Annotated in this window: 23 protein-coding genes; 16 read left to right on the forward strand and 7 right to left on the reverse strand. The window is 59.7% G+C overall.

All coding sequences use genetic code 11. The features are described 5' to 3' along the window. Positions 1–15 precede the first annotated feature (15 nt). From AO268_RS06640 to AO268_RS06650, 3 genes are all read right to left on the reverse strand, one after another. Positions 16–378: an ArsC family reductase gene (locus AO268_RS06640; RefSeq protein WP_076962161.1), complete on the reverse strand. Its 363-nt coding sequence runs from the start codon at positions 376–378 to the stop codon at positions 16–18. A 104-nt stretch (positions 379–482) separates the two neighbouring features. Further along, the gene (locus tag AO268_RS06645) at positions 483–785 is read right to left on the reverse strand and encodes an XRE family transcriptional regulator (RefSeq protein ID WP_076962162.1); all 303 of its coding nucleotides are present in this window, start codon (positions 783–785) and stop codon (positions 483–485) included. A 10-nt stretch (positions 786–795) separates the two neighbouring features. Then, positions 796–1,137 carry a type II toxin-antitoxin system RelE/ParE family toxin gene (locus AO268_RS06650; protein ID WP_099168210.1) on the reverse strand — a complete coding sequence of 114 codons (342 nt, stop codon included), beginning with the start codon at positions 1,135–1,137 and terminating at the stop codon, positions 796–798. A gap of 192 nt (positions 1,138–1,329) precedes the next feature. On the opposite strand from AO268_RS06650, the gene AO268_RS06655 reads away from it, so the two are divergent. Further along, entirely contained in the window at positions 1,330–2,973 is a 1,644-nt protein-coding gene (locus AO268_RS06655) for a Na+/H+ antiporter (protein WP_076962164.1), read from the forward strand. 171 nt (positions 2,974–3,144) lie between these two features. On the opposite strand, the gene AO268_RS06660 is transcribed toward AO268_RS06655, so the two are convergent. From AO268_RS06660 to map, 4 genes are all read right to left on the reverse strand, one after another. After that, on the reverse strand, positions 3,145–3,885 hold the full coding sequence (locus tag AO268_RS06660) for a M12 family metallopeptidase (protein WP_099168211.1): 741 nt from the start codon (positions 3,883–3,885) through the stop codon (positions 3,145–3,147). A gap of 122 nt (positions 3,886–4,007) precedes the next feature. Beyond that, complete coding sequence (gene dapC, locus AO268_RS06665; RefSeq protein ID WP_099168212.1) at positions 4,008–5,207, reverse strand: succinyldiaminopimelate transaminase; 1,200 nt, start codon at positions 5,205–5,207, stop codon at positions 4,008–4,010. 147 nt (positions 5,208–5,354) lie between these two features. Continuing rightward, entirely contained in the window at positions 5,355–8,057 is a 2,703-nt protein-coding gene (locus tag AO268_RS06670; protein WP_099168213.1) for a [protein-PII] uridylyltransferase, read from the reverse strand. A 66-nt stretch (positions 8,058–8,123) separates the two neighbouring features. Then, positions 8,124–8,906, reverse strand: coding sequence for a type I methionyl aminopeptidase (map, locus tag AO268_RS06675; RefSeq protein ID WP_038446451.1), 783 nt, complete (start codon positions 8,904–8,906; stop codon positions 8,124–8,126). A gap of 386 nt (positions 8,907–9,292) precedes the next feature. Between map and rpsB the strand changes: the two genes are divergently transcribed. The 15 genes from rpsB (at position 9,293) to rnhB (ending at position 23,918) form a co-directional block, all read left to right on the forward strand. Next, positions 9,293–10,033 carry a 30S ribosomal protein S2 gene (gene rpsB / locus AO268_RS06680; protein ID WP_029297291.1) on the forward strand — a complete coding sequence of 247 codons (741 nt, stop codon included), beginning with the start codon at positions 9,293–9,295 and terminating at the stop codon, positions 10,031–10,033. A gap of 193 nt (positions 10,034–10,226) precedes the next feature. After that, positions 10,227–11,090, forward strand: coding sequence for a translation elongation factor Ts (gene tsf, locus AO268_RS06685; protein WP_029297289.1), 864 nt, complete (start codon positions 10,227–10,229; stop codon positions 11,088–11,090). A gap of 211 nt (positions 11,091–11,301) precedes the next feature. Next, a complete protein-coding gene (pyrH, locus tag AO268_RS06690; RefSeq protein WP_003172271.1) occupies positions 11,302–12,045 on the forward strand; it encodes a UMP kinase in 744 nt (247 codons plus the stop codon). Then, a complete protein-coding gene (gene frr, locus AO268_RS06695) occupies positions 12,042–12,599 on the forward strand; it encodes a ribosome recycling factor (RefSeq protein ID WP_076962168.1) in 558 nt (185 codons plus the stop codon). Before pyrH ends, frr begins: the two co-directional genes overlap by 4 nt. 17 nt (positions 12,600–12,616) lie before the next feature. Next, positions 12,617–13,372, forward strand: coding sequence for a polyprenyl diphosphate synthase (gene uppS, locus AO268_RS06700; RefSeq protein WP_076962169.1), 756 nt, complete (start codon positions 12,617–12,619; stop codon positions 13,370–13,372). Next, complete coding sequence (locus AO268_RS06705; RefSeq protein ID WP_076962170.1) at positions 13,372–14,178, forward strand: phosphatidate cytidylyltransferase; 807 nt, start codon at positions 13,372–13,374, stop codon at positions 14,176–14,178. Before uppS ends, AO268_RS06705 begins: the two co-directional genes overlap by 1 nt. Next, entirely contained in the window at positions 14,175–15,365 is a 1,191-nt protein-coding gene (gene ispC / locus AO268_RS06710; protein WP_076962171.1) for a 1-deoxy-D-xylulose-5-phosphate reductoisomerase, read from the forward strand. Before AO268_RS06705 ends, ispC begins: the two co-directional genes overlap by 4 nt. Positions 15,366–15,400: 35 nt before the next feature. Continuing rightward, positions 15,401–16,753, forward strand: coding sequence for a sigma E protease regulator RseP (rseP, locus tag AO268_RS06715; RefSeq protein ID WP_076962172.1), 1,353 nt, complete (start codon positions 15,401–15,403; stop codon positions 16,751–16,753). Between the two features lie 74 nt (positions 16,754–16,827). Continuing rightward, positions 16,828–19,215, forward strand: coding sequence for an outer membrane protein assembly factor BamA (gene bamA / locus AO268_RS06720; RefSeq protein ID WP_076962173.1), 2,388 nt, complete (start codon positions 16,828–16,830; stop codon positions 19,213–19,215). 45 nt (positions 19,216–19,260) lie between these two features. Then, on the forward strand, positions 19,261–19,764 hold the full coding sequence (locus AO268_RS06725; RefSeq protein ID WP_003219314.1) for an OmpH family outer membrane protein: 504 nt from the start codon (positions 19,261–19,263) through the stop codon (positions 19,762–19,764). 3 nt (positions 19,765–19,767) lie between these two features. Further along, positions 19,768–20,823 (forward strand): UDP-3-O-(3-hydroxymyristoyl)glucosamine N-acyltransferase, encoded by a 1,056-nt coding sequence (gene lpxD / locus AO268_RS06730; RefSeq protein ID WP_099168214.1) that lies wholly within the window; start codon positions 19,768–19,770, stop codon positions 20,821–20,823. 110 nt (positions 20,824–20,933) lie between these two features. Then, positions 20,934–21,374 carry a 3-hydroxyacyl-ACP dehydratase FabZ gene (gene fabZ, locus AO268_RS06735; protein ID WP_029297270.1) on the forward strand — a complete coding sequence of 147 codons (441 nt, stop codon included), beginning with the start codon at positions 20,934–20,936 and terminating at the stop codon, positions 21,372–21,374. Then, a complete protein-coding gene (gene lpxA, locus AO268_RS06740; RefSeq protein WP_076962175.1) occupies positions 21,371–22,147 on the forward strand; it encodes an acyl-ACP--UDP-N-acetylglucosamine O-acyltransferase in 777 nt (258 codons plus the stop codon). The genes fabZ and lpxA overlap by 4 nt, the downstream gene beginning before the upstream one ends. Positions 22,148–22,149: 2 nt before the next feature. Further along, on the forward strand, positions 22,150–23,289 hold the full coding sequence (gene lpxB, locus AO268_RS06745; protein WP_076962176.1) for a lipid-A-disaccharide synthase: 1,140 nt from the start codon (positions 22,150–22,152) through the stop codon (positions 23,287–23,289). Then, positions 23,286–23,918: a ribonuclease HII gene (gene rnhB / locus AO268_RS06750; RefSeq protein WP_076962177.1), complete on the forward strand. Its 633-nt coding sequence runs from the start codon at positions 23,286–23,288 to the stop codon at positions 23,916–23,918. The genes lpxB and rnhB overlap by 4 nt, the downstream gene beginning before the upstream one ends. The last annotated feature ends 56 nt before the right edge of the window (positions 23,919–23,974 follow it).

Genomic DNA, 23,974 nt, shown 5'->3' on the forward strand with positions numbered 1-23,974 from the left:
AATGAAGTGGCTGGCCTACTTGAGGGCCGCCGAATAACTATCTGGCTTGAAGCCAATCAGGGTTCTGTCACCGAGATCGAGCACCGGGCGCTTGATCATCGAGGGTTGTGCGAGCATCAGTTCAATAGCTTTCGCCTGGTCGAGATCGGCTTTGCGTTCGTCTTCGAGTTTGCGAAAGGTCGTGCCTGCACGGTTCAAAACCACCTGCCAACCGTGCTCGTTGCACCATTGGGTCAAGTGTTCGCGGTCAATACCGGCCGTCTTGTAGTCATGAAACGTATAGCTGATGGCATTTTCATCGAGCCAGGTACGGGCCTTTTTCATGGTGTCGCAGGCTTTGATGCCGAAAATTTGTAACTGTTTGTTTTTATTGGGCATATTTCATTCCTAAAAATCGCCCCAATAGGGTCGCAAAAAATCAGCCAAGGATTATGCCACGTAGAACCACTGCGCGCAGGCTACCTGGCCCAAAGGCGGTAAGGTCACGCGTAGGCTGCTTGATCCTCTGGAACCAGGCGGATTTCCACGCGCTGGCCCAGGGCCCGAGCGGCGCTGGCTAAAGTGGCGAGGGTCATGCCCGAGTCATTTTGATCAAGGGCACGGTCCACGGCGGTTCTGCTGGTATGCATCCGTTCTGCCAGCGCTTTTTTGCTGACTCGCTGATGCTTCATCGCCTGGCTGAGCTGCCAGGCGATAACACGCTTGAGGGCCGCCGCGCAGACCTCTTCGCCGAGCCCTTGCTCAGCGAGGAAGTCATCAAAGTCAGAGCCTATATGTTTGTTCATGTGTTGTACCTCATAACCTTGCCTTGCGCTGCTTGGCGGTTGCCATGTCGTGCGCCGGTGTTTTTTGGCTTTTCTTGATGAAGCCATGGAGTAGCACCGTGTTGCTGCCGACCACCGTGAAGATAATGCGGGTGATGGTGTCTTCCAGGTCAGCCCTGACCTCCCATCGCCCGGAATCGAGCTTGCGCACCACGGGCATGCCGATTGGCCATCCCAGTTGCACAGTTTTTATTTCCACTCCAATGAGTCGTCGATGTTCACGAGGTAAGTTTGTCAGCCATTCACGTACCGGCTCGTTACCTGCGTCAGTGCGAAAAAAACTCACATGTAAAGTGAGTGGGTTTTTACTCATGTGTCGAAGTGTACCTAAAATGGTGCATTTTTCAATGTGTCGCTCTCCAGTCCGCCATCCATGGGGCTTGGCCCTGGCTGCGACTTATGTGCAACGGTCATGCAGCAGCATAGGCAGCTAATATGGCACTTCAAAGGCGCGTTGCTGCCTCAAGTGTGTCATCGCAAGTCGATTGTCCGGGAACCCCGCTTTATGCAAACCGCCTACACCGTTCTTATCCTGCTGATGCTGGTCAGCGTTTCGCGTCTGGTCGGGCGTGTGATCCCTTTGCCGTTGCCATTGGTGCAGATTGCCGCCGGTGCCTTGCTGGCATGGCCGACCCTGGGGCTGCATGTGGCCCTGGACCCGGAATTGTTTCTTTTTCTGTTCCTGCCGCCGCTGCTTTTTTCTGATGGCTGGCGCATGCCCAAGCGTGAGCTGTGGCGCCTGCGTGGGCCGATCCTGACGCTGGCAGTGGGGCTGGTGCTGTTTACCGTGGTGGGCGCCGGGTATTTTATCCACTGGCTGCTGCCGAGCATTCCGCTGCCGGTGGCCTTCGCCCTGGCGGCCGTTTTATCGCCGACGGATGCGGTGGCCGTGTCGGCGATTTCCCAGAACCGCTTGCCCACCCCCTTGATGCACATGCTCCAGGGCGAAGCCTTGATGAACGATGCGTCGGGCCTGGTGACCTTCAAGTTCGCCCTGGTGGCCGCGCTGACCGGGGTGTTTTCCCTGGCCGATGCCAGCCTGACGTTTGTGCTGGTGGCGGTCGGTGGCCTGGCCATCGGCGTGGCCCTGAGCTGGCTGGTGGGGCGCCTGCGGGCCTGGATGATTGCCCGGGGTTGGGATGACCCGGCGACCCATGTGGTGTTTATGTTGCTGCTGCCGTTCGCTGCTTATGTACTGGCCGAGCGTCTGGGGGCGTCGGGGATTCTGTCGGCGGTGGCGGCGGGCATGATGCAGAGCTGGCTGGACCTGCTGCCACGCCAGACCAGTACGCGCTTGCTCAATCGCAGTGTCTGGTCGCTGTTGGAGTTTGCTTTCAATGGTTTGATCTTCCTGCTGCTGGGCCTGCAATTGCCGGACATCATCAAGGCGGTAACCAGCCACGAAGCCACGCTGTGGCCGACCTTGCTCTATCGCTGCCTGGATGTGATCGCGATCTTCCTGGTGCTGCTGGTGCTGCGGTTTATCTGGGTGCAGAGCATCTGGCGCCTGTCCGGCCTGCTGCGGCGCCTGCGCGGTAAAAGCGAGCTGACCCTGGTGCCAACTGCCCGGTCCTGCTGGCTCTTGACGGTTGGCGGGGTGCGCGGGGCAGTGACCCTGGCCGGTGTGATGTCCGTGCCGTTGCTGCTGGCACCCGGCCAGGCGTTTCCCGAGCGTGACTTGCTGATCTTTATTGCCGCAGGGGTGATCCTGTTGTCGTTGGTCGCCGCCTGTATTGCCTTGCCGCTGTTGCTGCGGGGGATCGAAAAGAGCCCGGATGACAAGCGGCGTGGCGAGGTGCGCGATGCCTGGAAAAAAACTGCCGAGGCGGCGATTCATGCCCTGGAGGTGGAGGAAACCGCCGACGGGGTGCCCCTGGACGCGACCCAGGCCGCATTGGCGGCGGAGCTCAAGGCCCGGATCATGTCGGAATACCGCCATCAGTTGGAGGTATTCAACGACTCGGCCGAAGCCCAGGCACTGGCGCTGCAGATGGATCACCTGGAGCGTAAATGGCGGCTCAAGGCTTTGCGCGCGCAACGCTTGGAGCTGTATAGCCTGAGTCGCCATCACCAGATTGGTGATGATGTGCTACGCGAAGTGTTGGCGGACCTGGATATGAGTGAGGCGAACCTGGGGACTCAGAAATAGCCCCCATGCGTTCGGCAGGCGTGTCGTTGCGGGTGGGCACGAGTCGATGGATGGGGATGTCAGGGGATAACGGGGTTATCAGGCTCATGGTCTCTGCTCGCTGGGCGGTTCCCAGGTAGTGGAGAGTCAAAGGGGTTTGGTTCCCGGGTTTCAGGTAAAGCGGCTGTACCTTCAGGTATTGATCAAGCTCCTGATTGCGGTATTCAGCAGTTTGCCCAGGGGGGAGTTGTCGGGTGGGTACAGTGAGCGGATGAACTGTTTGTCACCGTCAGACAGTTGCGTGTTAGTGAAGATCGCATGGCCGTCGTTCATGACCTCTTTGGAATACCCGTAATGCATGATGGAGGCTCGGTCATAAGCGCTGACTTTGACGTCGTTGTGGTGAAAGGGGTCGATGATGTCGTGATCGGCCTGGCGGCGGGTTTTATCCCGTGACTTATAGTCTTCGTAGATTTTCTCTTTATTGATATCCAGCTGGCGGTCCGGGTGTTTGTGCTCGTGCCTCAAGCCCAGGGCGTGGCCGAATTCGTGCTGTATTTTGCCGGCCGTGTAGATTGACGGTGTGGCAAATCCGATACTCATGGTCGGTTCCGAGGCGGGTGCTTTTTTTGCGCTGGTGCCCTGCCACGACCAGCCCGCGTTGGTGTTGTTGTCTGCGGCGATGCGGATGTCGCCGTTGGGGCTGTCGATAAACTTGAAGTACAGGTTGGTGTGCGGCGCCCATTTGTTGATGTTGTCTTTGATCATGGCCTTTTGCTCATCGGTCATGTCCAGCAACGAGATTTTCAGCACGGAATGTTGCGGCCACATTTTTTCGGGGGAGGCTACCCCGCGTTTGTTCCGGTTGAGGCCGGGCGTAGGGGCGTCGAGGGGTTGTTGCGCAGGCATGCGGGTTGAAACAGTGAGTGCCATATTCTTCCACCCATTATGGTCAATGCTTGACAGGCGTTGGGTGGCGTTCTTGTGCGTTTGTGTTCCTGCTCAACGGTGTCCAAATGTGGTCGCCCCCCACATGGGGGGCGGCCCACCAGGCATCAACGACGGCGTTGGATAAAGTCACGAATCCGTTCAGCCGCCTCGACGCATTCGGCCAATGGCGCAACCAATGCCAGGCGTACCCGCCCGGCACCGGGATTAAAACCGTCCACTTCCCGCGACAGGTACGAGCCCGGCACCACGGTCACATGCTCCTCCACGAACAAATCGCGGCAGAACGCGGCATCGTCACCCTTGACGTTCGGCCACAGGTAGAAACCACCGTCCGGGTTCTGCACGTCCAATACCGGCTTGAGAATCGCCAGCACGGCGTCGAATTTTTGCCGGTACAGGTCACGGTTGGCCTGGACATGGGCCTCGTCTTGCCACGCGGCGATGCTCGCCAGCTGGGTTTGCACCGGCATGGCGCAGCCGTGGTAGGTGCGGTACAGCAGGAAGGCCTTGAGGATCTCGGCATCGCCGGCCACAAACCCGGAGCGCAGGCCCGGCAGGTTGGAGCGCTTGGACAGGCTATGGAATACCACGCAACGCTTGAAGTCCTCGCGCCCCAGCTCCACACAGGCGCTGAGCAGGCCTGGCGGCGGGGTTTGCTCGTCGAAGTACAGCTCGCTGTAGCACTCGTCGGCGGCGATCACGAAATCGTACTGGTCGGCCAGGGCAATCAGTTTTTTCAGGGTCTCGACCGGGATCAGCGCGCCGGTCGGGTTGCCGGGGGAGCACAGGAACAGGATCTGGCAGCGTTTCCAGATAGCCGGCGTCACCGCATCGAAGTCCGGGTTGAAGCCGTTTTCATCCAGGCACGGCAAGTAATGCGGCTTGGCCCCGGCGAGGAACGCTGCGCCTTCGTAGATCTGGTAGAACGGGTTCGGGCTGACCACCAGGGCATCGTCGCCGCGGTTGACCACGGTCTGGGTGAAGGCGAACAACGCTTCACGGGTGCCATTGACCGGCAGGATATTGCGCGCCGGGTCCAGCCAGCCCTGGGGCACGCTGAAACGTCGCTCGCACCAGGCGCCAATCGCCTCGCGCAAGGCAGGAATGCCCAGGGTGGTGGGGTACACCGCCATCTGGTCCAGATTGTTGGCCAGGGCCTGGGCGACGAAATCCGGGGATTTGTGCTTGGGTTCGCCGATGGACAGGGCAATCGGGCGCTTGTCCGGGTTCGGCGTGACACTGCCTAGCAGGGCGCGCAGTTTCTCGAACGGGTAGGGCTGCAGTTGGTTCAGGGCGTTGTTCATCGGGGCCTCTATCGTTGAGCACGGCCCTGTGGGAGCTGGCTTGCCTGCGATGGCATCGCCTCGGTGTACCAGATACACCGCGCCGCCCGCATCGCAGGCAAGCCAGCTCCTACAAGGTCCGCACCCCCCAGGGAAATTAAATTCAACTCAAATGGTTATTCTGGACAACTCCGCCCCAGGCTCCTGGTTCACGCTCAATTGCGCAACAATGGCGTCCTGCAAGCGGCGGCACAATTCAGGGTCGGACAGCGGCTGGTTGTCGGCATCGGTAATAAAGAACACATCTTCGACCCGCTCGCCCAGGGTGGCAATCTTGGCGTTCTGCAACGACAGGTCAAACTCCAGGAAAATCCCGCCGATCCGCGCCAGTAGGCCAGGGCGATCCGGGGCGCTGAGTTCCAGCACCGTCACCGGGCGCTGGGCATCGTTGTGGATGGTCACCTGGGGCGCAAAGGCAAAATGCTTGAGCTGGCGCGGCACCCGGCGCTGGATGATGGTCGGGTAGTCGTCGGGGTTGCGCAGGGCTTCGGTCAGGCCTTCGCGGATCTTTTTCACGCGCTCGGGGTTGTCGCCGATGGACTCGCCTTCGGTGTCGAGCACGATGTAGGTGTCGAGGGTGAACTGGCTGCTGGAGGTAATCACTCGCGCGTCATGGATATTCAGGTTGAGCTGGTCCATCGCGGCCACGGTCACGGCGAAGAAGTCATGCTGGTCCGGGGCATAGATGAAGATCTGCGTGCCGCCCTCGAATTCGCGCTGGGTGGTTTCCTTGATCAGCACCAATGGGCCGCCATCGGCCGGCTGCTGGAGGATCGCGTCGGTGTGCCAGGCCACATCGCCTGCGGTGTGGCGCAGGAAGTAATCATCGCCCAGTTGCGACCACAGCTGTTCCACATCGTCGGGATCGTTGCCGCCACGCACCAGGATATCCAGGGCTGCGCTTTGGGTGCGGCGGATCTGTTCTTCGCGGTCCACCGGGTTCTCCAGGCCGCGACGCAAGGCGCGCTTGGTCTCGGTGTAGAGCTGGCGCAACAGGCTGGCGCGCCACGAATTCCACAGCGTGGGGTTGGTGGCGTTGATGTCGGAGACGGTCAGCACGTACAGGTAGTCGAGACGGGTTTCGTCGCTGACGATCTGCGCAAAGTCATGGATCACCTGCGGGTCGGACAAGTCCTTGCGCTGGGCGGTGGTGGACATCACCAGGTGGTTCTGTACCAGCCAGACGATCAGGCGGCTGTCCCATTGCGGCAACTGGTGGCGCTGGCAGAAGGCTTGGGCATCCACCGCGCCGATTTCCGAATGGTCGCCATGCCGGCCCTTGCCGATATCGTGGTACAGGCCGGCCAGGTAGATCAGCTCGGGCTTGGGCAGCTTGGCCATCAGCTTACTGGCCAGCGGAAATTTTTCCGACACCTGGGTGTATTGCAGCTTACGCAGGTGTTTGATCAGGTTCAGGGTGTGGGCATCGACGGTATAGATGTGGAACAGGTCATGTTGCATCTGCCCGACAATAAAGCCGAACTCCGGCAGATAGCGCCCGAGGATGCCGTAGCGGTTCATGCGCCGCAGGTTGCGGTGGATGCCGATCTTGCACTTGAACAGCTCGATAAACAGGCTGGTATTGCGGATGTCGTGGCGGAACTCGTCATCGATCAGGTGGCGGTTTTCCCGCAGCAGGCGGATGGTATCGGCGCGCACGCCCTTGATTTCCGGTTGCTGGGCCATCAGCACGAAGATTTCCAGCATGGCAAAGGGCGTGCGTTTGAACACGTTGTCGTTGCGTGCCTCTATATAGCCATCGTGCAGTTGGAAGCGCGCATTGATCGGTTGCGGCGGCGCTTCGTCTTCGGGGGCCAGGATCACTTCTTCAAAGTGCTGGATGATCAGGTCGCTGAGCTGGGCGATGCTCATGACCACCCGGTAGTACTGTTGCATAAAGCTTTCGATGCTGGTCTTCGCGTCTTCGCCCTCGAAGCCCAGCAGGGTGGCGATGGAGCGCTGGTGGTCGAACAGCAAGCGATCTTCGGAGCGTGCGGCCAGCATATGCAGGGCGTAGCGCACCTTCCACAAAAACTCCTGGGACGAGGCCAGCAGGGCGTTTTCACTTTCGACCAAAAAGCCTTCGCCGGCCAGGGCCCGCAGGTTCAGGGTGCCGTACTGGCGCCTGGCTACCCACAAGATGGTCTGGATATCCCGCAGCCCGCCGGGCGAGCCCTTGACGTTGGGTTCCAGGTTGTATTCGGTGTCGTTGTACTTGTGATGCCGGGCTTTCTGCTCGGCGCGCTTGGCCAGGAAGAACTCCTTGCTCGGCCACATATGCGCAGTGCTGGTGACTTCCAGCATGCGCTGGCGCAGGCGCTCGGGGCCGCAGATGGTGCGGCTTTCCATCAGGTTGGTGACCACCGTCAGGTCGGCTCGGGCTTCTTCGGCGCATTCCGCCACCGAGCGCACGCTCTGGCCGACTTCCAGGCCGATGTCCCATAGCAGCGTCAGAAAACGCTCGATGGAATCGCGAAAGATCTCGTGGTCGGCGCTGTCCAGCAGGATCAGCAGGTCAATGTCGGAGTAGGGGTGCAGTTCGCCCCGGCCGTAGCCGCCGACGGCCACCAGGGCGATATCGGCGTCCTCGCTCCAGTCGAACTGTTCCCAGGCCTTTTGTAGGATGTTATCGACGAACCAGGCGCGATCCTCGATCAGCCGGCGAATCTCCCGACCGCTGCGAAAGCGCCCGTCGAGCACTTCGCGGGCCTGGCGGATGGCCTTCTTGAAGGCGGCAATGGGGCTTGCCTTCAGCGCCAGTTCCGCCTGGAACTGGCCGCGGTCGAAGAGTTCGGGATCCACCTGGGGCATCGATCGGCTTTCCTTTCTATCTAGGTGTGGTCACAACGTCGCTATCTGGAAAGCCCGCTGCAAGCATCAGGCCGAAACGCGGGGAATCGTGTCATCGGCGCGCAGGGTGAAGATCTCGTAGCCTGTCTCGGTGACCAGCAGGGTGTGTTCCCACTGCGCCGAGAGCTTGCGGTCCTTGGTGATGGCGGTCCAGCCGTCGCCCAGCACCTTGGTGTCGGCCTTGCCCTGGTTGATCATCGGCTCGATGGTAAAGGTCATGCCCGCCTTGAGTTCCATGCCGGTGCCGGCACGGCCGTAGTGCAGGATCTGTGGCTCTTCGTGGAACACCTTGCCGATGCCGTGGCCGCAGAACTCGCGGACCACCGAGAAACCGTTCTTTTCGGCGTGTTTCTGGATCACTTCGCCGATATCGCCCAGGCGGCAGCCCGGCTTGACCAGTTCAATGGCCTTGTACATGCATTCCTGGGTGACCTGGGACAGGCGCTCGGCCCACACCGGTACGTTGCCAACGTGGAACATGCGGCTGGTGTCACCGTGATAGCCGTCCTTGATCACCGTGACGTCGATGTTCAGGGTGTCGCCGTCCTTGAGCGGTTTGTCGCCCGGGATACCGTGGCAGACCACGTGGTTGATCGAGGTGCAGATCGACTTGGGGAAGCCTTTGTAGTTCAGCGGCGCGGGGATGGCTTTCTGCACGTCGACAATATAGTCGTGGCAGATACGGTCCAGGGCCTCGGTGGTGATACCGGGTTTGACATGCTCGGCAATCATTTCCAGCACATCGGCAGCCAGTTTGCCGGCAACGCGCATGCCTGCGATGTCTTCAGCGGTTTTCAGGGTAACGGTCATACAGGCTCTCTCTAGCGCGAGGCGCTGAAATCAATACGGTTTACGGGCGTGCAACAAAAAGGTGCAGCGTTCGCACAAGCCCAAAAAACGCGATTCTAACAGACGCAAGGTGCAAACCATGAGTGTCTGGCTATCGCTTCTCTCTATAAGGTGCGGGTATTTTCACCCGATTCAATGGCTTGGGTATCAATGCCGGCAAGCAAATGCGATTGCGGGTTTCGTTTTGGTCGTTGCTGTGGTATAAAATGCGCCGCTTTCCGGGGATACCCCGCAAAGCTTAAATCCACACACGTGTCGACACGATGACCTGGGTGCCGGAGGCCTTGAAGCCGCTGGTTGGTCATTGGGATACGTGGAGGCCAAACCCGACTTATTAAGGAACTATCATGTCCCAAGTCAACATGCGCGATATGCTGAAGGCCGGTGTGCACTTCGGTCACCAGACCCGTTACTGGAACCCGAAAATGGGTAAATACATTTTCGGCGCGCGTAACAAGATCCACATCATCAACCTTGAAAAAACCCTGCCAATGTTCAACGAAGCGCTGACTTTCGTAGAGCGCCTGGCCCAGGGCAAAAACAAGATTCTGTTCGTCGGCACCAAGCGTTCCGCTGGCAAGATCGTTGCTGAAGAAGCAGCACGTTGCGGTTCGCCGTACGTCGATCACCGCTGGTTGGGCGGCATGCTGACCAACTTCAAAACCATCCGTGCTTCCATCAAGCGTCTGCGTGACCTTGAAGTGCAAGCCGAAGACGGTACTTTCGCCAAGCTGACCAAGAAAGAAGCGCTGATGCGCTCCCGTGACCTGGAAAAGCTCGATCGTTCCCTGGGTGGTATCAAGGACATGGGCGGTCTGCCTGACGCACTGTTCGTTATCGACGTTGATCACGAGCGCATCGCGATCACCGAAGCCAACAAGCTGGGCATCCCGGTTATCGGCGTAGTCGATACCAACAGCAGCCCGGAAGGCGTTGACTACATCATCCCAGGCAACGATGACGCAATCCGCGCTATCCAGCTGTACATGGGTTCGATGGCTGACGCTGTAATCCGTGGCCGCAACAATGTTGGCGGCGGCACCGTAGAGTTCGCTGCTGAAGAAGCACCGGTCGCTGCAGCTGAGTAACTGACGCCCTGGCGTTGACTCAGTAAGCAAAAAGGGGGCTTGGCCCCCTTTTTGCCACCTCGAAAACCATTTGTGAGCGGCACAGCTACAGCATCTGTAACGTGCAGCGGTTAACAAGGGTGGTTCGGGAAGAATTGAACGCCCGTACAAGTCGGGTGGAATGGTTGAAAACCTATCCAAGAGGAATTTGAAAATGGCAGCAATTACTGCAGCGTTGGTTAAAGAACTGCGTGAGCGTACTGGCGAAGGCATGATGGACTGCAAGAAAGCCCTGGAAAAGGCTGACGGCGACATCGAAAAAGCCATTGATGACATGCGTGCTTCGGGCGCCATCAAGGCTGCCAAGAAAGCAGGCAACGTCGCTGCTGAAGGCGCGATCGCTCTGAAAGAAGACGGCAAATCCGCCGTTCTGCTGGAAGTGAACTCGCAGACCGACTTCCTGGCCCTGCAAGACGACTTCAAGGCATTTGTTGCTGCCAGCGTTGAAAAAGCGTTCGCCGACAAACTGACTGACGTCGCTCCGCTGATCGCCGCTCAAGAAGCTGATCGCCTGGTACTGGTCGGCAAGGTTGGCGAAAACGTCAACATCCGTCGCCTGGTACGTGTTGAAGGTGACGTGGTTGGTGGTTACCTGCACGGCAACAAGATCGGTGTTGCCGTTGTCCTCAAGGGCGGCAACGTTGAGCTGGCCAAAGACATCGCTATGCACGTAGCGGCCAGCAACCCTGAGTTCCTGCTGCCTTCGGAAGTTTCTGCCGAAGCGATCGAACGCGAAAAAGCTGTGTTCCTGCAGCTGAACGAAGAAAAAATCAAAGGCAAGCCAGAAAACATTGTTGAGAACATGGTCAAAGGCCGTATCAGCAAGTTCCTGGCCGAAGCAAGCCTGGTTGAGCAGGCGTTCGTCAAGAACCCTGAAATCAAGGTTGGCGAACTGGCCAAGAAAGCCGGTGCCGAAATCGTTTCCTTCACCTACTTCAAAGTAGGCGACGGTATCGAGAAGCCGGTCGACAACTTCGCTGAAGAAGTTGCTGCCCAGCTGGCTGCCGCCAAGCAATAAGACAGTTTTCAACTGTCGCCCAAGAGAGGCTGCCCGCTCACGCGCGCAGCCTCTTTTCAAATGGGAGGCTCAATTTTATTTGGCTTCCCTTTGGAACTGGCTTACAAAGCCGTGTTCCGATGGCGCTGTGACAGCGTCCAGCTAGAGTGAACGCAAGCCGTAAACGGCTCGCCAAGAATTTTTTAAAAATACGCCGCAGGAGAGATTCGCAATGGCTCAGCAGGGCAGTGGTTATCAGGCTCGCTATAAACGCATTCTACTCAAGCTTAGCGGCGAGGCCCTGATGGGCTCGGAAGAGTTCGGGATCGATCCCAAGGTGCTTGACCGCATGGCGCTGGAAGTCGGCCAACTGGTCGGCATCGGCGTCCAGGTCGGCCTGGTGATCGGTGGTGGCAACCTGTTCCGTGGTGCAGCGCTCAGTGCGGCTGGCATGGACCGGGTTACCGGCGACCACATGGGCATGCTGGCCACTGTGATGAACGCCCTGGCCATGCGCGACGCCCTGGAGCGGGCCAATATCTCGGCCATCGTGATGTCGGCCATCTCCATGGTGGGCGTGACCGATCACTATGATCGCCGCAAAGCCATGCGCCACCTGAACGCCAAAGAGGTGGTGATCTTTGCCGCCGGTACTGGCAACCCGTTCTTCACCACAGACTCGGCTGCCTGCCTGCGTGCCATCGAAATCGATGCTGATGTAGTGCTCAAGGCCACCAAGGTTGATGGTGTCTACACGGCCGATCCATTCAAAGACCCCCATGCCGAGAAGTTCGATCATCTGACTTATGATGAAGTGCTGGATCGCAAGCTGGGTGTAATGGACCTGACGGCAATCTGCCTGTGCCGCGACCACAAGATGCCGCTGCGCGTATTTAACATGAACAAGCCCGGCGCCCTGCTGAATATCGTACACGGCGGCGCAGAAGGGACTCTGATCGAGGAAGGCCAACAATGATCAATGAAATCAAGAAAGACGCCCAAGCGCGTATGCAAAAATCCCTGGAGTCTCTGGCCCATGCATTTGGCCAGATTCGTACCGGCAAGGCCCACCCAAGCATCCTGGGCAGTGTGATGGTGCCGTACTACGGCTCCGACACTCCGCTGAGCGGCGTGGCCAACGTGACCGTAAAAGACTCGCGCACCCTGCAAGTGGTGGCCTTCGAGCGCAACATGCTCGCCGCCGTCGACAAAGCCATCCAGAGCGCCGGCCTGAACCTCAACCCGACCAACCTGGGTGAGCTGCTGCTGATCTCCATGCCGGCCCTGACCGAAGAAACCCGCAAGGGCTTCACCAAGCAGGCGCGCAGCGCGGCGGAGGATGCCCGTGTTGCCGTGCGCAACATCCGTCGCGATGCCTTGGGTGACCTGAAGAAGCTGGTCAAGGACAAGGAAATCAGCGAAGACGAAGAGCGTCGCGCAATCGCCGATATCGACAAGCTGACCAAGGAATCCGAGGCCCTGATCACCAAGGCCACGGAAGAGAAAGAAAAGGACCTGATGGCCGTATAAGGGGTCAGGACGCCTTCATGGAAAAGACCAAGCAGACTGTGCCCGCCGTGGTGCCGCGCCATGTCGCGATCATCATGGACGGGAATAATCGCTGGGCGAAAAAGCGCTTTATGCCGGGTGTCGCCGGGCATAAGGCGGGTGTCGATGCGGTGCGGGCCGTGATCGAGGTGTGTGCCGAGGCCAAGGTCGAGGTATTGACCTTGTTTGCCTTCTCCAGTGAAAACTGGCAACGGCCGGCCGACGAGGTCAGCGCCTTGATGGACCTGTTCTTCAAGGCCTTGCGTCGTGAGGCCAAGCGCCTGAACGACAACAATATCAGCCTGCGCATCATTGGCGATCGCTCGCGGTTCCACCCGGAGCTGCAGGCCGCCATGCGCGAGGCCGAGGCGATCACCGCTGGCAGCAACCGTTTCGTCCTGCAAATCGCCGCCAATTATGGCGGGCAATGGGATATCGCCCAGGCTGCACAGCGCCTGGCGCGTGAAGTGCAGGCCGGCCATCTGCGGCCGGAAGACATCACGCCCGAGTTGTTGCAAACCTGCCTGGTGACCGGCGACCTGCCATTGCCGGACCTGTGCATCCGTACCGGTGGCGAGCACCGTATCAGCAACTTCCTGTTGTGGCAGTTGGCCTATACCGAGCTGTACTTCTCCGACCTGTTCTGGCCGGACTTCAAACACGATGCCATGCGCAATGCGCTGGCCGATTTCGCTTCCCGTCAGCGTCGCTTCGGTAAAACGAGCGAGCAGATCGAAGCTGGAGCCCGGGTTTAATGCTTAAACAACGAATCATCACGGCACTGATCCTGCTGCCGATTGCCCTGTGCGGGTTTTTCCTGCTTGAAGGCGCCGGCTTTGCGCTGTTCATTGGCCTGGTCGTGACCCTGGGCGCCTGGGAATGGGCGCGCCTGGCCGGGTTTGCCGAGCAACTGCCGCGGGTGGTGTACGCCGCTGTTGTCGCGGTATTGCTGTTTTTGATGTACATCCTGCCGGATGTCGCCCCCTGGGTGCTGGGGGCGGCGGTGCTGTGGTGGGCGTTGGCGACATTCCTGGTGTTGACCTACCCGCGTACCAGCGGCCAGTGGTCCAGCGTCGCCTGCAAGCTGGTGATCGGCCTGCTGATCCTGCTGCCGGCCTGGCAGGGCCTGGTCTCTATCAAGCATATGGCCCTGGGCAACGGCTTGATCCTGGCGGTGATGGTGCTGGTCTGGGGCGCGGATATCGGGGCGTACTTCTCCGGCCGTGCCTTTGGCAAGCGCAAGCTGGCCCCGGCGGTCAGTCCTGGCAAGAGCTGGGAAGGGGTGTACGGCGGGCTGGCGTTGACGTTGCTGATTACCCTGGTCGTCGGCGTTGTGCGCGAGTGGGATGCCAGGCAAATCCTCCTGGCCCTGGTCGGCGCAGCGGTGGTCGTACTGATTTCGGTGGTCGGCGACCTGACCGAAAGCATGTTCAAGCGCCAGGCCGGGATCAAGGACAGCAGTAACCTGCTGCCGGGCCATGGCGGCGTACTGGACCGCATCGACAGCCTGACGGCGGCGATCCCGGTGTTTGCCGTGCTGTTGTGGATGGCTGCTTCGTGAGCCGCCTACAGCAAGTGACCGTGCTGGGGGCTACCGGCTCGGTCGGGTTGAGCACCCTGGATGTGATTGCCCGTCACCCTGGGCGCTATCAGGTATTCGCCCTGACCGGCTTCAGCCGCTTGAGCGAGCTGTTGGCGCTGTGCGTGCGCCATGTGCCGCAGTTCGCGGTGGTGCCGGATGCGGCCGCCGCCCGTGGTTTGCAGGACGACCTGCGGGCGGCGGGCCTGGCGACCGAGGTCTTGGTCGGCGAGGAGGGTTTGTGCCAGGTATCCGCCGCGTCTGAGGTGGACACGGTGGTCGCTGCTATTGTGGGTGCTGCCGGCTTACGTCCGACCCTGGCGGCGGTTGATGCCGGCAAGAAAATCCTGCTAGCCAATAAAGAAGCGCTGGTGATGTCCGGCGCGCTGTTTATGCAGGCCGTGCGCAAGAGCGGCGCCGTGCTGCTGCCGCTGGACAGCGAGCACAACGCGATTTTCCAGTGCATGCCGGGTGACTTCGCCCGCGGCCTGAGCCAGGTCGGCGTGCGGCGTATCCTGCTGACCGCCTCCGGCGGCCCGTTCCGCCAGACGCCATTGGCCGAGCTGGAACACGTTTCTCCCGATCAGGCCTGTGCCCACCCCAATTGGTCGATGGGGCGCAAGATCTCGGTGGATTCGGCGAGCATGATGAACAAGGGCCTGGAACTGATCGAGGCCTGCTGGCTGTTTGATGCCCGTGCCGATCAGGTCGAAGTGGTGATTCATCCGCAAAGCGTGATTCACTCCCTGGTCGACTATGTGGACGGTTCGGTGCTGGCCCAGTTGGGCAACCCGGACATGCGCACGCCGATTGCCAATGCCCTGGCATGGCCCGAGCGGATCGACTCGGGTGTGGCGCCCCTGGACCTGTTTGCCATTGCACGCCTGGATTTCGAGGCGCCGGATGATCAGCGCTTCCCTTGCCTGCGCCTGGCGCGTGAGGCGGCAGAGGCGGGTAACAGTGCTCCGGCGATGCTCAATGCGGTCAATGAAGTGGCGGTTGCCGCGTTTCTTGAGCGGCGCATCCGCTTTCCACAGATCGCGAGTATCATCGAGGAAATTTTGAGCCTTGAGCCGGTGGTTGCCGTGAATGATTTGGGCGCCGTGTTCGAGGCGGATGCCAAGGCCCGGCTCTTGGCCTGGCAATGGTTGAAACGCCACGCAGGTTAGTCGGCAGGCGCGGGATTGGAATGCGGAGAGATTAGATGAGTGCGCTCTACATGATTGTCGGCACCCTGGTTGCTCTGGGTGTGCTGGTCACCTTCCACGAATTCGGTCATTTCTGGGTGGCGCGCCGTTGTGGCGTCAAGGTCCTGCGTTTTTCCGTGGGGTTTGGCATGCCGCTGCTGCGCTGGCACGACCGGCAGGGCACCGAATTCGTGATTGCCGCCATTCCCCTGGGCGGCTACGTCAAGATGCTCGACGAGCGTGAAGGCGAAGTGCCGGCTGATCAACTGGACCAATCTTTCAACCGCAAGACCGTCCGTCAGCGTATCGCCATCGTGGCCGCCGGCCCGATCGCCAACTTCCTGCTGGCCATGGTGTTCTTCTGGGTCCTGGCCATGCTGGGCAGCCAGCAAGTGCGTCCGGTCATCGGGGCGGTGGAGGCGGGCAGTATCGCCGCCAAGGCTGGTTTGAGCGCCGGGCAGGAAATTGTTGCTATTGATGGCGAGCCAACTACCGGCTGGGGCGCGGTCAATCTGCAGTTGGTGCGACGCCTGGGTGAAAGCGGCACCGTACAGCTGATGGTGCGCGAGCAGGACTCGACGGCCGAGACGCCGCGTGAACTGATATTGGACAAGTGGCTCAAGGGTGCTGATGAGCCTGATCCGATCAAGTCCCTGGGGATTCGTCCATGGCGCCCGGCGCTGCCGCCGGTCTTGGCGGAACTCGATCCCAAAGGCCCGGCCCAGGCTGCCGGCCTGAAGACCGGCGACCGTTTGCTGGCCCTTGATGGCCAGGCACTGGGCGACTGGCAGCAAGTGGTCGATCTGGTTCGTGTACGTCCTGATACGAAAATTGTGCTGAAAATTGAGCGCGACGGTGCTCAAATCGACGTCCCGGTCACCCTCGCGGTGCGCGGGGAGGCCAAGGCGGCCGGCGGGTATCTGGGCGCCGGGGTCAAGGCTGTCGACTGGCCGCCATCGATGGTGCGGGAGGTCAGCTTCGGGCCATTGGCGGCAATTGGCGAGGGTGCACGACGCACTTGGACCATGAGTGTGCTGACCCTCGATTCACTGAAGAAAATGTTGTTCGGCGAGCTCTCGGTAAAAAACTTGAGTGGACCGATAACCATTGCTAAAGTGGCGGGCGCTTCTGCCCAGTCGGGTGTTGCTGATTTCCTGAATTTCCTGGCTTATCTGAGTATTAGCCTTGGGGTTCTGAATTTGTTGCCCATTCCAGTATTGGATGGGGGGCATCTGTTGTTTTATCTCGTCGAGTGGGTGCGTGGTCGCCCCTTGTCGGATCGGGTGCAGGGTTGGGGGATACAGATCGGTATCAGTTTGGTGGTCGGGGTGATGTTGTTAGCCTTGGTCAACGATCTGGGACGTCTGTAACGCTTCGCTGAATTGCGAATCTGCCGCATTTTGCGGCAGTTTGTTTATTGCCAGTTGGAATAAGAAAGGACTTCATGAAACGTCTGCTGCTAACTGCGGTTCTCACCGTATTGATGATCGCCGAAGTTCACGCCGAGTCCTTCACCATCTCCGATATTCGCGTCAACGGCCTCCAGCGGGTTTCCGCGGGTAGCGTCTTTGGCGCCTTGCCGTTGAACGTTGGGGAACAGGCTGACGACCGTCGCCTGGTGGAATCCACTCGAGCGCTGTTCAAAACCGGCTTCTTTCAAGATATCCAGCTGGGCCGTGAAGGCAACGTCCTGGTCATCACTGTCGTCGAGCGACCTTCTGTCGCCAGTATCGAGATCGAAGGCAACAAGGCGATCTCCACTGAAGACCTGATGAAGGGGCTCAAGCAATCCGGCCTGGCCGAAGGCGAGATCTTCCAGCGTGCCACCCTTGAAGGCGTGCGTAACGAGCTGCAACGTCAATACGTTGCCCAGGGCCGCTACTCTGCTTCCGTGGAAACCGAAGTGGTCCCGCAGCCGCGCAACCGTGTCGGCCTGAAGGTCAACATCAACGAAGGCACCGTGGCGGCGATCCAGCACATCAACGTAGTGGGCAACACCAAGTTTGCCGACGAAGACCTGATCGACCTGTTCGAGCTCAAGACCACCAACTGGCTATCGTTCTTCAAGAACGACGACAAGTACGCCCGTGAAAAACTCTCCGGTGACCTGGAGCGTCTGCGTTCCTACTACCTGGACCGTGGCTATATCAACATGGATATCGCTTCGACCCAGGTGTCCATCACCCCGGACAAGAAACACGTGTACATCACGGTCAACGTCAACGAAGGCGAGAAGTACCGCGTTCGCGACGTGAAGCTCAGCGGCGACCTGAAAGTGCCTGAAGACCAGGTCAAGTCCCTGCTGCTGGTCCAGAAGGACCAGGTGTTCTCGCGCAAGCTGATGACCACTACATCCGAACTGATCACCCGCCGCCTGGGTAACGAAGGTTATACCTTCGCCAACGTCAACGGCGTGCCGACCCCCCATGATGATGACCACACCGTCGACATCACCTTTGTCGTCGACCCGGGCAAGCGTGCCTACGTCAACCGCATCAACTTCCGTGGCAACACCAAGTCCGAGGACGAAGTGCTGCGTCGCGAAATGCGCCAGATGGAAGGTGGCTGGGCTTCGACCTACCTGATCGACCAGTCCAAGACCCGTCTTGAGCGCCTGGGCTTCTTCAAGGAAGTCAACGTCGAAACCCCGGCCGTACCGGGTGTGGATGACCAGGTCGACGTGAACTACGCCGTGGAAGAACAGGCATCCGGCTCGATCACCGCCAGTGTCGGCTTTGCACAGAGCGCCGGCCTGATCCTCGGTGGCTCGATCACCCAGAACAACTTCCTGGGTACCGGTAACAAGGTATCCATCGGCCTGACCCGTAGCGAATACCAGAGCCGCTACAACTTCGGTTATGTGGACCCCTACTGGACGGCTGACGGTGTGAGCCTGGGCTACAACGCCTTCTACCGCACCACCGACTACAAAGACCTCGACGTCGACGTGGCAAGCTATGCGATCGACAGCCTGGGTGCCGGTGTCAACGTGGGCTACCCGATCAGCGAGACCTCGCGCCTGACCTTCGGTCTGACCGCGCAGCAGGATGAGATCAAGACCGGTGTCTACACCGTGGACGAGATCTTCGACTTCACCCGCCGCGAAGGTGACAAGTTCCTCAACTTCAAGGCCTCGGCCGGTTGGTCCGAGTCCACCCTGAACAAAGGTGTGCTGGCCACCCGTGGTCACTCCCAGAGCCTGACCCTGGAAGCCACCACCCCAGGTAGCGACCTGTCGTTCTTCAAGCTCGACTACCGTGGCCAGTTGTTCACGCCGTTGAGCGATAACTACACCATGCGCCTGCACACGGAATTGGGCTATGGTGATGGCTACGGTTCGACCGATGGCCTGCCGTTCTACGAGAACTACTACGCCGGTGGTTTCAACTCGGTACGTGGTTTCAAGGACAGTACCCTGGGTCCTCGCGGTACGCCGAGCCGTGGTGTTGATAAGACGGGTAACGTGGGCACAGTTGCGGACTCGGACAATGATCCGCTGCCATTTGGTGGTAACGTGCTGATTCAAGGCGGTGCGGAAATTCTATTCCCGCTGCCGTTCGTCAAGGACCAGCGTTCCCTGCGGACCTCGGTCTTCTGGGATGTGGGTAACGTATTCGACTCCAAGTGCGAGCAGATCCGTAACCCGAGTGGCTTGAAGTCCAACACCCAGTGCAACGACGTCAGCCTGAGCAATCTGGCCAGTTCCGTGGGTGTGGGTGTGACCTGGATTACCGCCCTGGGCCCGTTGAGCTTCGCCTTGGCGATGCCAGTCAAGAAACCGGATAACGCTGAAACCCAGATTTTCCAATTTTCCCTCGGCCAGACGTTCTAAGCGTCCGACCCAAGATAACGACAACGGATTCTGTAGGAGTGCATCGTGCGTAAGTTGACTCAATTGGTTCTTCTGGCAACCGTGCTGGTCGCAACCCCGGCGTTTGCCGAAATGAAAATCGCCGTCCTGAACTATCAGATGGCCCTGCTGGAATCCGACGCGGCCAAGAAGTACGCCGTGGATGCCGAGAAAAAATTCGGTCCGCAACTGACCAAGCTCAAGACCCTGGAAAGCAGCGCCAAGGGTATCCAGGATCGTCTGGTCGCCGGTGGCGATAAAATGCAGCAAGGCGAGCGTGAGCGTCTGGAGCTTGAATTCAAGCAAAAGGCCCGTGACTACCAGTTCCAGTCCAAGGAGCTGAACGAGGCCAAGGCTGTTGCCGACCGCGAAATGCTCAAGCAACTGAAGCCAAAACTCGACAGCGCCGTGGAAGAAGTCATCAAGAAAGGTGCTTTTGACCTGGTCTTCGAGCGTGGCGCCGTGATTGACGTCAAACCTCAATACGACATCACCCGCCAGGTGATCGAGCGCATGAACCAGCTGAAGTAAACCATGACTGCGACTATCAAACTCGGTCAATTGGCCGAGTTCCTGGGAGCTACCTTGCGTGGCTCCAAGGAGAAGGAAATCACTGGGCTAGCCACCTTGCAGGAGGCTGGCCCAGCTCAGTTGAGCTTCCTCGCAAACCCCCAATACCGTAAATACCTGGGCGACAGCCAGGCCGCAGCCGTATTGCTGAAGGCCGCTGACGCCGAGACGTTTGCCGGGGATGCGCTGGTGGTGGCTGACCCTTACGCGGCTTATGCGCGGGTTTCCCATTTGTTCGACCCGAAACCCAAGGCTGCCCCAGGTATTCATCTGTCGGCCGTGGTTGCCGATGACGCCCAGGTTGATCCAGCGGCGAGCATTGGTGCGTTTGCGGTGATCGAGAGTGGTGCGCGCATTGGTGCCGGCGTGACTGTTGGTGCCCATTGCTTTATCGGTGCTCGCAGCGAAATCGGCGCAGGCGGCTGGCTCGCGCCGCGCGTGACCCTATACCACGATGTGCGTATCGGGCAGCGGGTAGTGATTCAGTCGGGTGCCGTGATCGGCGGCGAAGGCTTCGGCTTTGCCAATGAGAAGGGCATTTGGCAGAAGATCGCCCAGGTCGGCGGTGTGCTGATCGGTGACGATGTGGAGATTGGCGTCAACACCGCCGTCGATCGCGGGGCCTTGGCCGATACCGTGATTGGCAATGGTGTGAAGCTGGACAACCAGATCCAGATCGCCCACAACGTACAGATTGGCGATCACACGGCCATGGCCGCGTGCGTTGGCATCTCCGGTAGCACCAGGATCGGCAAGCATTGCATGCTGGCCGGTGGTGTCGGGCTGGTGGGCCATATTGAAGTTTGCGACAACGTATTCATTACCGGCATGACCATGGTCACCCACTCGATTACCGAGCCTGGGGCTTACTCTTCCGGTACAGCGATGCAACCCGCGGCCGAGTGGCGCAAGAGCGCGGCCCGTTTAAGGCAGTTGGACGACATAGCCCGGCGCCTGAAACATCTGGAAAAACGTGTTGGGGACGTGACCCCTGGCAGTAATGTTTCATCAGATGGCTGATACCATTTCCATATCAAGTGTGCACAGCAGCTAGACTGCCTTCTTGATTTGCTAGAGGGGCGTGCCTTAGTCCGCGCGCTCCCAATCTTTATTACAGGCTTCCCCCCGAAATGATGGACATCAACGAGATTCGCGAATACCTGCCTCACCGTTACCCGTTCCTGCTGGTGGACCGTGTAGTGGAGCTGAATGTTGAGGAGAAGCGCATTCGTGCCTACAAGAATGTCAGCATCAACGAACCCTTCTTCAATGGTCACTTCCCCGCGCACCCGATCATGCCGGGCGTGTTGATCATCGAAGCAATGGCGCAGGCCGCTGGTATCCTGGGTTTTAAAATGCTCGACCTGAAGCCTGCCGATGGCACGCTTTATTATTTCGTGGGCTCCGACAAACTGCGTTTCCGCAATCCGGTCACCCCAGGTGACCAGTTGATCCTGGAAGCCAAGTTTGTGAGTTGCAAGCGCCAGATCTGGAAGTTTGAATGCCAGGCATCCGTTGATGGCAAGCCTGTGTGCTCCGCCGAAATCATCTGCGCGGAACGCAAACTATGAGTTTGATTGACCCTCGCGCAATCATCGATCCGACGGCCGTACTGGCCGCCGACGTTGAGGTCGGCCCCTGGTCGATCGTCGGCGCAGGTGTGGAAATCGGCGAGGGGACAGTCATCGGGCCGCACGTGATCCTCAAGGGTCCGACCCGCATTGGCAAACACAACCGCATCTACCAGTTTTCCTCGGTAGGTGAAGACACGCCGGACATGAAGTACAAGGGTGAAGAAACCCGCCTGGTAATCGGTGATCACAACATCATTCGTGAAGGCGTGACCATTCATCGTGGTACCGTGCAGGATCGGGCAGAAACCACCCTGGGCGATCACAACCTGGTAATGGCCTATGCCCATATCGGTCATGACAGCGTGATTGGCAACCATTGCATCCTGGTCAATAACACCGCGCTGGCTGGTCATGTACACGTTGACGACTGGGCGATCCTGTCCGGTTTCACCCTGGTGCATCAGTACTGCCATATCGGCGCCCACAGCTTTTCCGGCATGGGTACGGCTATCGGCAAGGATGTACCGGCGTTCGTCACGGTCTTTGGCAACCCTGCCGAAGCCCGCAGCATGAATTTTGAAGGCATGCGCCGCCGTGGTTTCAGCGAAGATGCCATCCACGCCCTGCGTCGAGCCTACAAGGTGGTATATCGCCAGGGCCTGACGGTTGACCAGGCACTGGCCGATCTGGCCGAGCCGGCAGCGCTGTTTCCAGAAGTTGCCATATTCCGTGATTCGATCCAGGCATCGACTCGCGGCATCACCCGCTGACCATGGCCACACTGCGTATTGCATTGGTGGCCGGAGAAGCTTCCGGCGATATTCTCGGCGCGGGCCTGATGCGAGCCATCAAGGCGCAGCATCCGGCGGTGGAATTCATTGGGGTCGGCGGCCCCCTGATGCAGGCTGAAGGCCTGACCTCCTACTTTCCCATGGAGCGTTTGTCGGTCATGGGGCTGGTGGAAGTGCTGGGGCGCCTGCGTGAGCTGCTGGCTCGGCGCAAACTGCTGATCCAGACCCTGATTGCCGAAAAGCCGGACGTCTTTATCGGTATCGACGCACCGGACTTCACCCTCAATATCGAACTCAAGTTGCGTCAGGCCGGGATCAAGACTGTGCATTACGTCAGCCCGTCCGTGTGGGCGTGGCGGCAGAAGCGCGTGCTGAAGATCCGCGAAGGCTGCGACCTGATGCTGACCCTGCTGCCGTTCGAGGCGCGGTTCTACGAAGAGAAGGGCGTGCCGGTGAAGTTTGTCGGCCATACCCTGGCCGATACCATCCCGCTGCAAGCGGATCGCGCCGCCGCCCGCGCCGAGCTGGGCTTGCCCGAAGGGCCGCTGGTGGCGTTGATGCCCGGCAGCCGTGGCGGTGAAGTCGGGCGCCTGGGCGCACTATTTTTCGATGCGGCCGAGCGCCTACAGGCCTTGAAGCCTGGGGTCCGTTTTGTACTGCCATGCGCCAGCCCGCAGCGGCGTACGCAGATCGAGGCCCTGCTGGTGGGGCGCGACCTGCCCTTGACCCTGCTCGACGGTGGTTCGCACCTGGCCCTGGCTGCGTGTGATGCGGTGCTGATTGCTTCCGGCACCGCCACGCTGGAGGCCTTGCTCTACAAGCGCCCGATGGTCGTGGCCTACCGCCTGGCGCCGCTGACCTACTGGATTCTCAAGCGCATGGTCAAAAGTCCCTACATCTCCTTGCCCAACCTGCTGGCCCAGCGGTTGTTGGTGCCGGAGCTGTTGCAGGATGCTGCAACCCCCGACGCCTTGGCCCAGACCCTTCTGCCGTTGATCGACGGTGGCGAAGAGCAGACCCGTGGGTTTGACGAAATTCACCGTACCTTGCGCCGTGATGCGTCAAACCAGGCCGCCGATGCCGTGTTGACCTTGATCGGCCGCCATCAGGAAACCCTATGAAGACGCAAATGGGCCTGGATTTCAGCCTGGTCGCCCAAACCCACGAACTGGTCGCCGGTGTCGATGAGGTCGGGCGCGGCCCGTTGTGTGGTGCGGTAGTCACGGCAGCGGTGATTCTTGACCCGAGTCGTCCGATTCTCGGCCTCAATGACTCGAAGAAACTCACCGAAGCCCGTCGTGAAAAGCTTTTTGACGAAATCTGCGAAAAAGCCCTCAGCTGGCATATTGCCAGGGCCGAAGTCGAGGAAATCGACGAACTGAACATCCTGCATGCCACGATGCTGGCCATGCAGCGCGCCGTCGAGGGGCTGCACATCACCCCGAAACTGGCGATGATCGACGGTAATCGCTGCCCGAAGCTGGCGATGCCGGCCGAAGCCGTGGTCAAGGGCGATAGCAAGGTGCCGGCGATTGCCGCCGCCTCGATCCTGGCCAAGGTCAGTCGCGACCGTGAAATGGCGGCGTTTGAGCTGATCTATCCGGGCTATGGCATTGGCGGCCATAAAGGCTACCCGACGCCCGTGCATCTGGAAGCCCTGGCCCGGTTGGGCCCCACGCCGATCCACCGCCGCTCGTTCGCCCCGGTCCGCCAGGCTTACGAGGCACGCGAAAGCCAGGTCGAGATTTAGGCGCAGGCTGATGTTTTACGCAAGGCCCGGTACAATCCGGGCCTTGTTGTTTTCAC

This window comes from Pseudomonas sp. ICMP 8385 (assembly GCF_002699915.1).
Lineage (GTDB): Bacteria > Pseudomonadota > Gammaproteobacteria > Pseudomonadales > Pseudomonadaceae > Aquipseudomonas > Aquipseudomonas gessardii.

Excerpts from the sequence above, each read along its gene's own strand:
- AO268_RS06640 (WP_076962161.1), bottom strand. The coding sequence starts at position 378 with ATGCCCAATAAAAACAAACAGTTACAAATTTTCGGCATCAAAGCCTGC.
- AO268_RS06645 (WP_076962162.1), bottom strand. The coding sequence starts at position 785 with ATGAACAAACATATAGGCTCTGACTTTGATGACTTCCTCGCTGAGCAA.
- AO268_RS06650 (WP_099168210.1), bottom strand. The coding sequence starts at position 1,137 with ATGAGTAAAAACCCACTCACTTTACATGTGAGTTTTTTTCGCACTGAC.
- AO268_RS06655 (WP_076962164.1), top strand. The coding sequence starts at position 1,330 with ATGCAAACCGCCTACACCGTTCTTATCCTGCTGATGCTGGTCAGCGTT.
- AO268_RS06660 (WP_099168211.1), bottom strand. The coding sequence starts at position 3,885 with ATGGCACTCACTGTTTCAACCCGCATGCCTGCGCAACAACCCCTCGAC.
- dapC (WP_099168212.1), bottom strand. The coding sequence starts at position 5,207 with ATGAACAACGCCCTGAACCAACTGCAGCCCTACCCGTTCGAGAAACTG.
- AO268_RS06670 (WP_099168213.1), bottom strand. The coding sequence starts at position 8,057 with ATGCCCCAGGTGGATCCCGAACTCTTCGACCGCGGCCAGTTCCAGGCG.
- map (WP_038446451.1), bottom strand. The coding sequence starts at position 8,906 with ATGACCGTTACCCTGAAAACCGCTGAAGACATCGCAGGCATGCGCGTT.
- rpsB (WP_029297291.1), top strand. The coding sequence starts at position 9,293 with ATGTCCCAAGTCAACATGCGCGATATGCTGAAGGCCGGTGTGCACTTC.
- tsf (WP_029297289.1), top strand. The coding sequence starts at position 10,227 with ATGGCAGCAATTACTGCAGCGTTGGTTAAAGAACTGCGTGAGCGTACT.
- pyrH (WP_003172271.1), top strand. The coding sequence starts at position 11,302 with ATGGCTCAGCAGGGCAGTGGTTATCAGGCTCGCTATAAACGCATTCTA.
- frr (WP_076962168.1), top strand. The coding sequence starts at position 12,042 with ATGATCAATGAAATCAAGAAAGACGCCCAAGCGCGTATGCAAAAATCC.
- uppS (WP_076962169.1), top strand. The coding sequence starts at position 12,617 with ATGGAAAAGACCAAGCAGACTGTGCCCGCCGTGGTGCCGCGCCATGTC.
- AO268_RS06705 (WP_076962170.1), top strand. The coding sequence starts at position 13,372 with ATGCTTAAACAACGAATCATCACGGCACTGATCCTGCTGCCGATTGCC.
- rseP (WP_076962172.1), top strand. The coding sequence starts at position 15,401 with ATGAGTGCGCTCTACATGATTGTCGGCACCCTGGTTGCTCTGGGTGTG.
- bamA (WP_076962173.1), top strand. The coding sequence starts at position 16,828 with ATGAAACGTCTGCTGCTAACTGCGGTTCTCACCGTATTGATGATCGCC.
- lpxD (WP_099168214.1), top strand. The coding sequence starts at position 19,768 with ATGACTGCGACTATCAAACTCGGTCAATTGGCCGAGTTCCTGGGAGCT.
- fabZ (WP_029297270.1), top strand. The coding sequence starts at position 20,934 with ATGATGGACATCAACGAGATTCGCGAATACCTGCCTCACCGTTACCCG.
- lpxA (WP_076962175.1), top strand. The coding sequence starts at position 21,371 with ATGAGTTTGATTGACCCTCGCGCAATCATCGATCCGACGGCCGTACTG.
- lpxB (WP_076962176.1), top strand. The coding sequence starts at position 22,150 with ATGGCCACACTGCGTATTGCATTGGTGGCCGGAGAAGCTTCCGGCGAT.
- rnhB (WP_076962177.1), top strand. The coding sequence starts at position 23,286 with ATGAAGACGCAAATGGGCCTGGATTTCAGCCTGGTCGCCCAAACCCAC.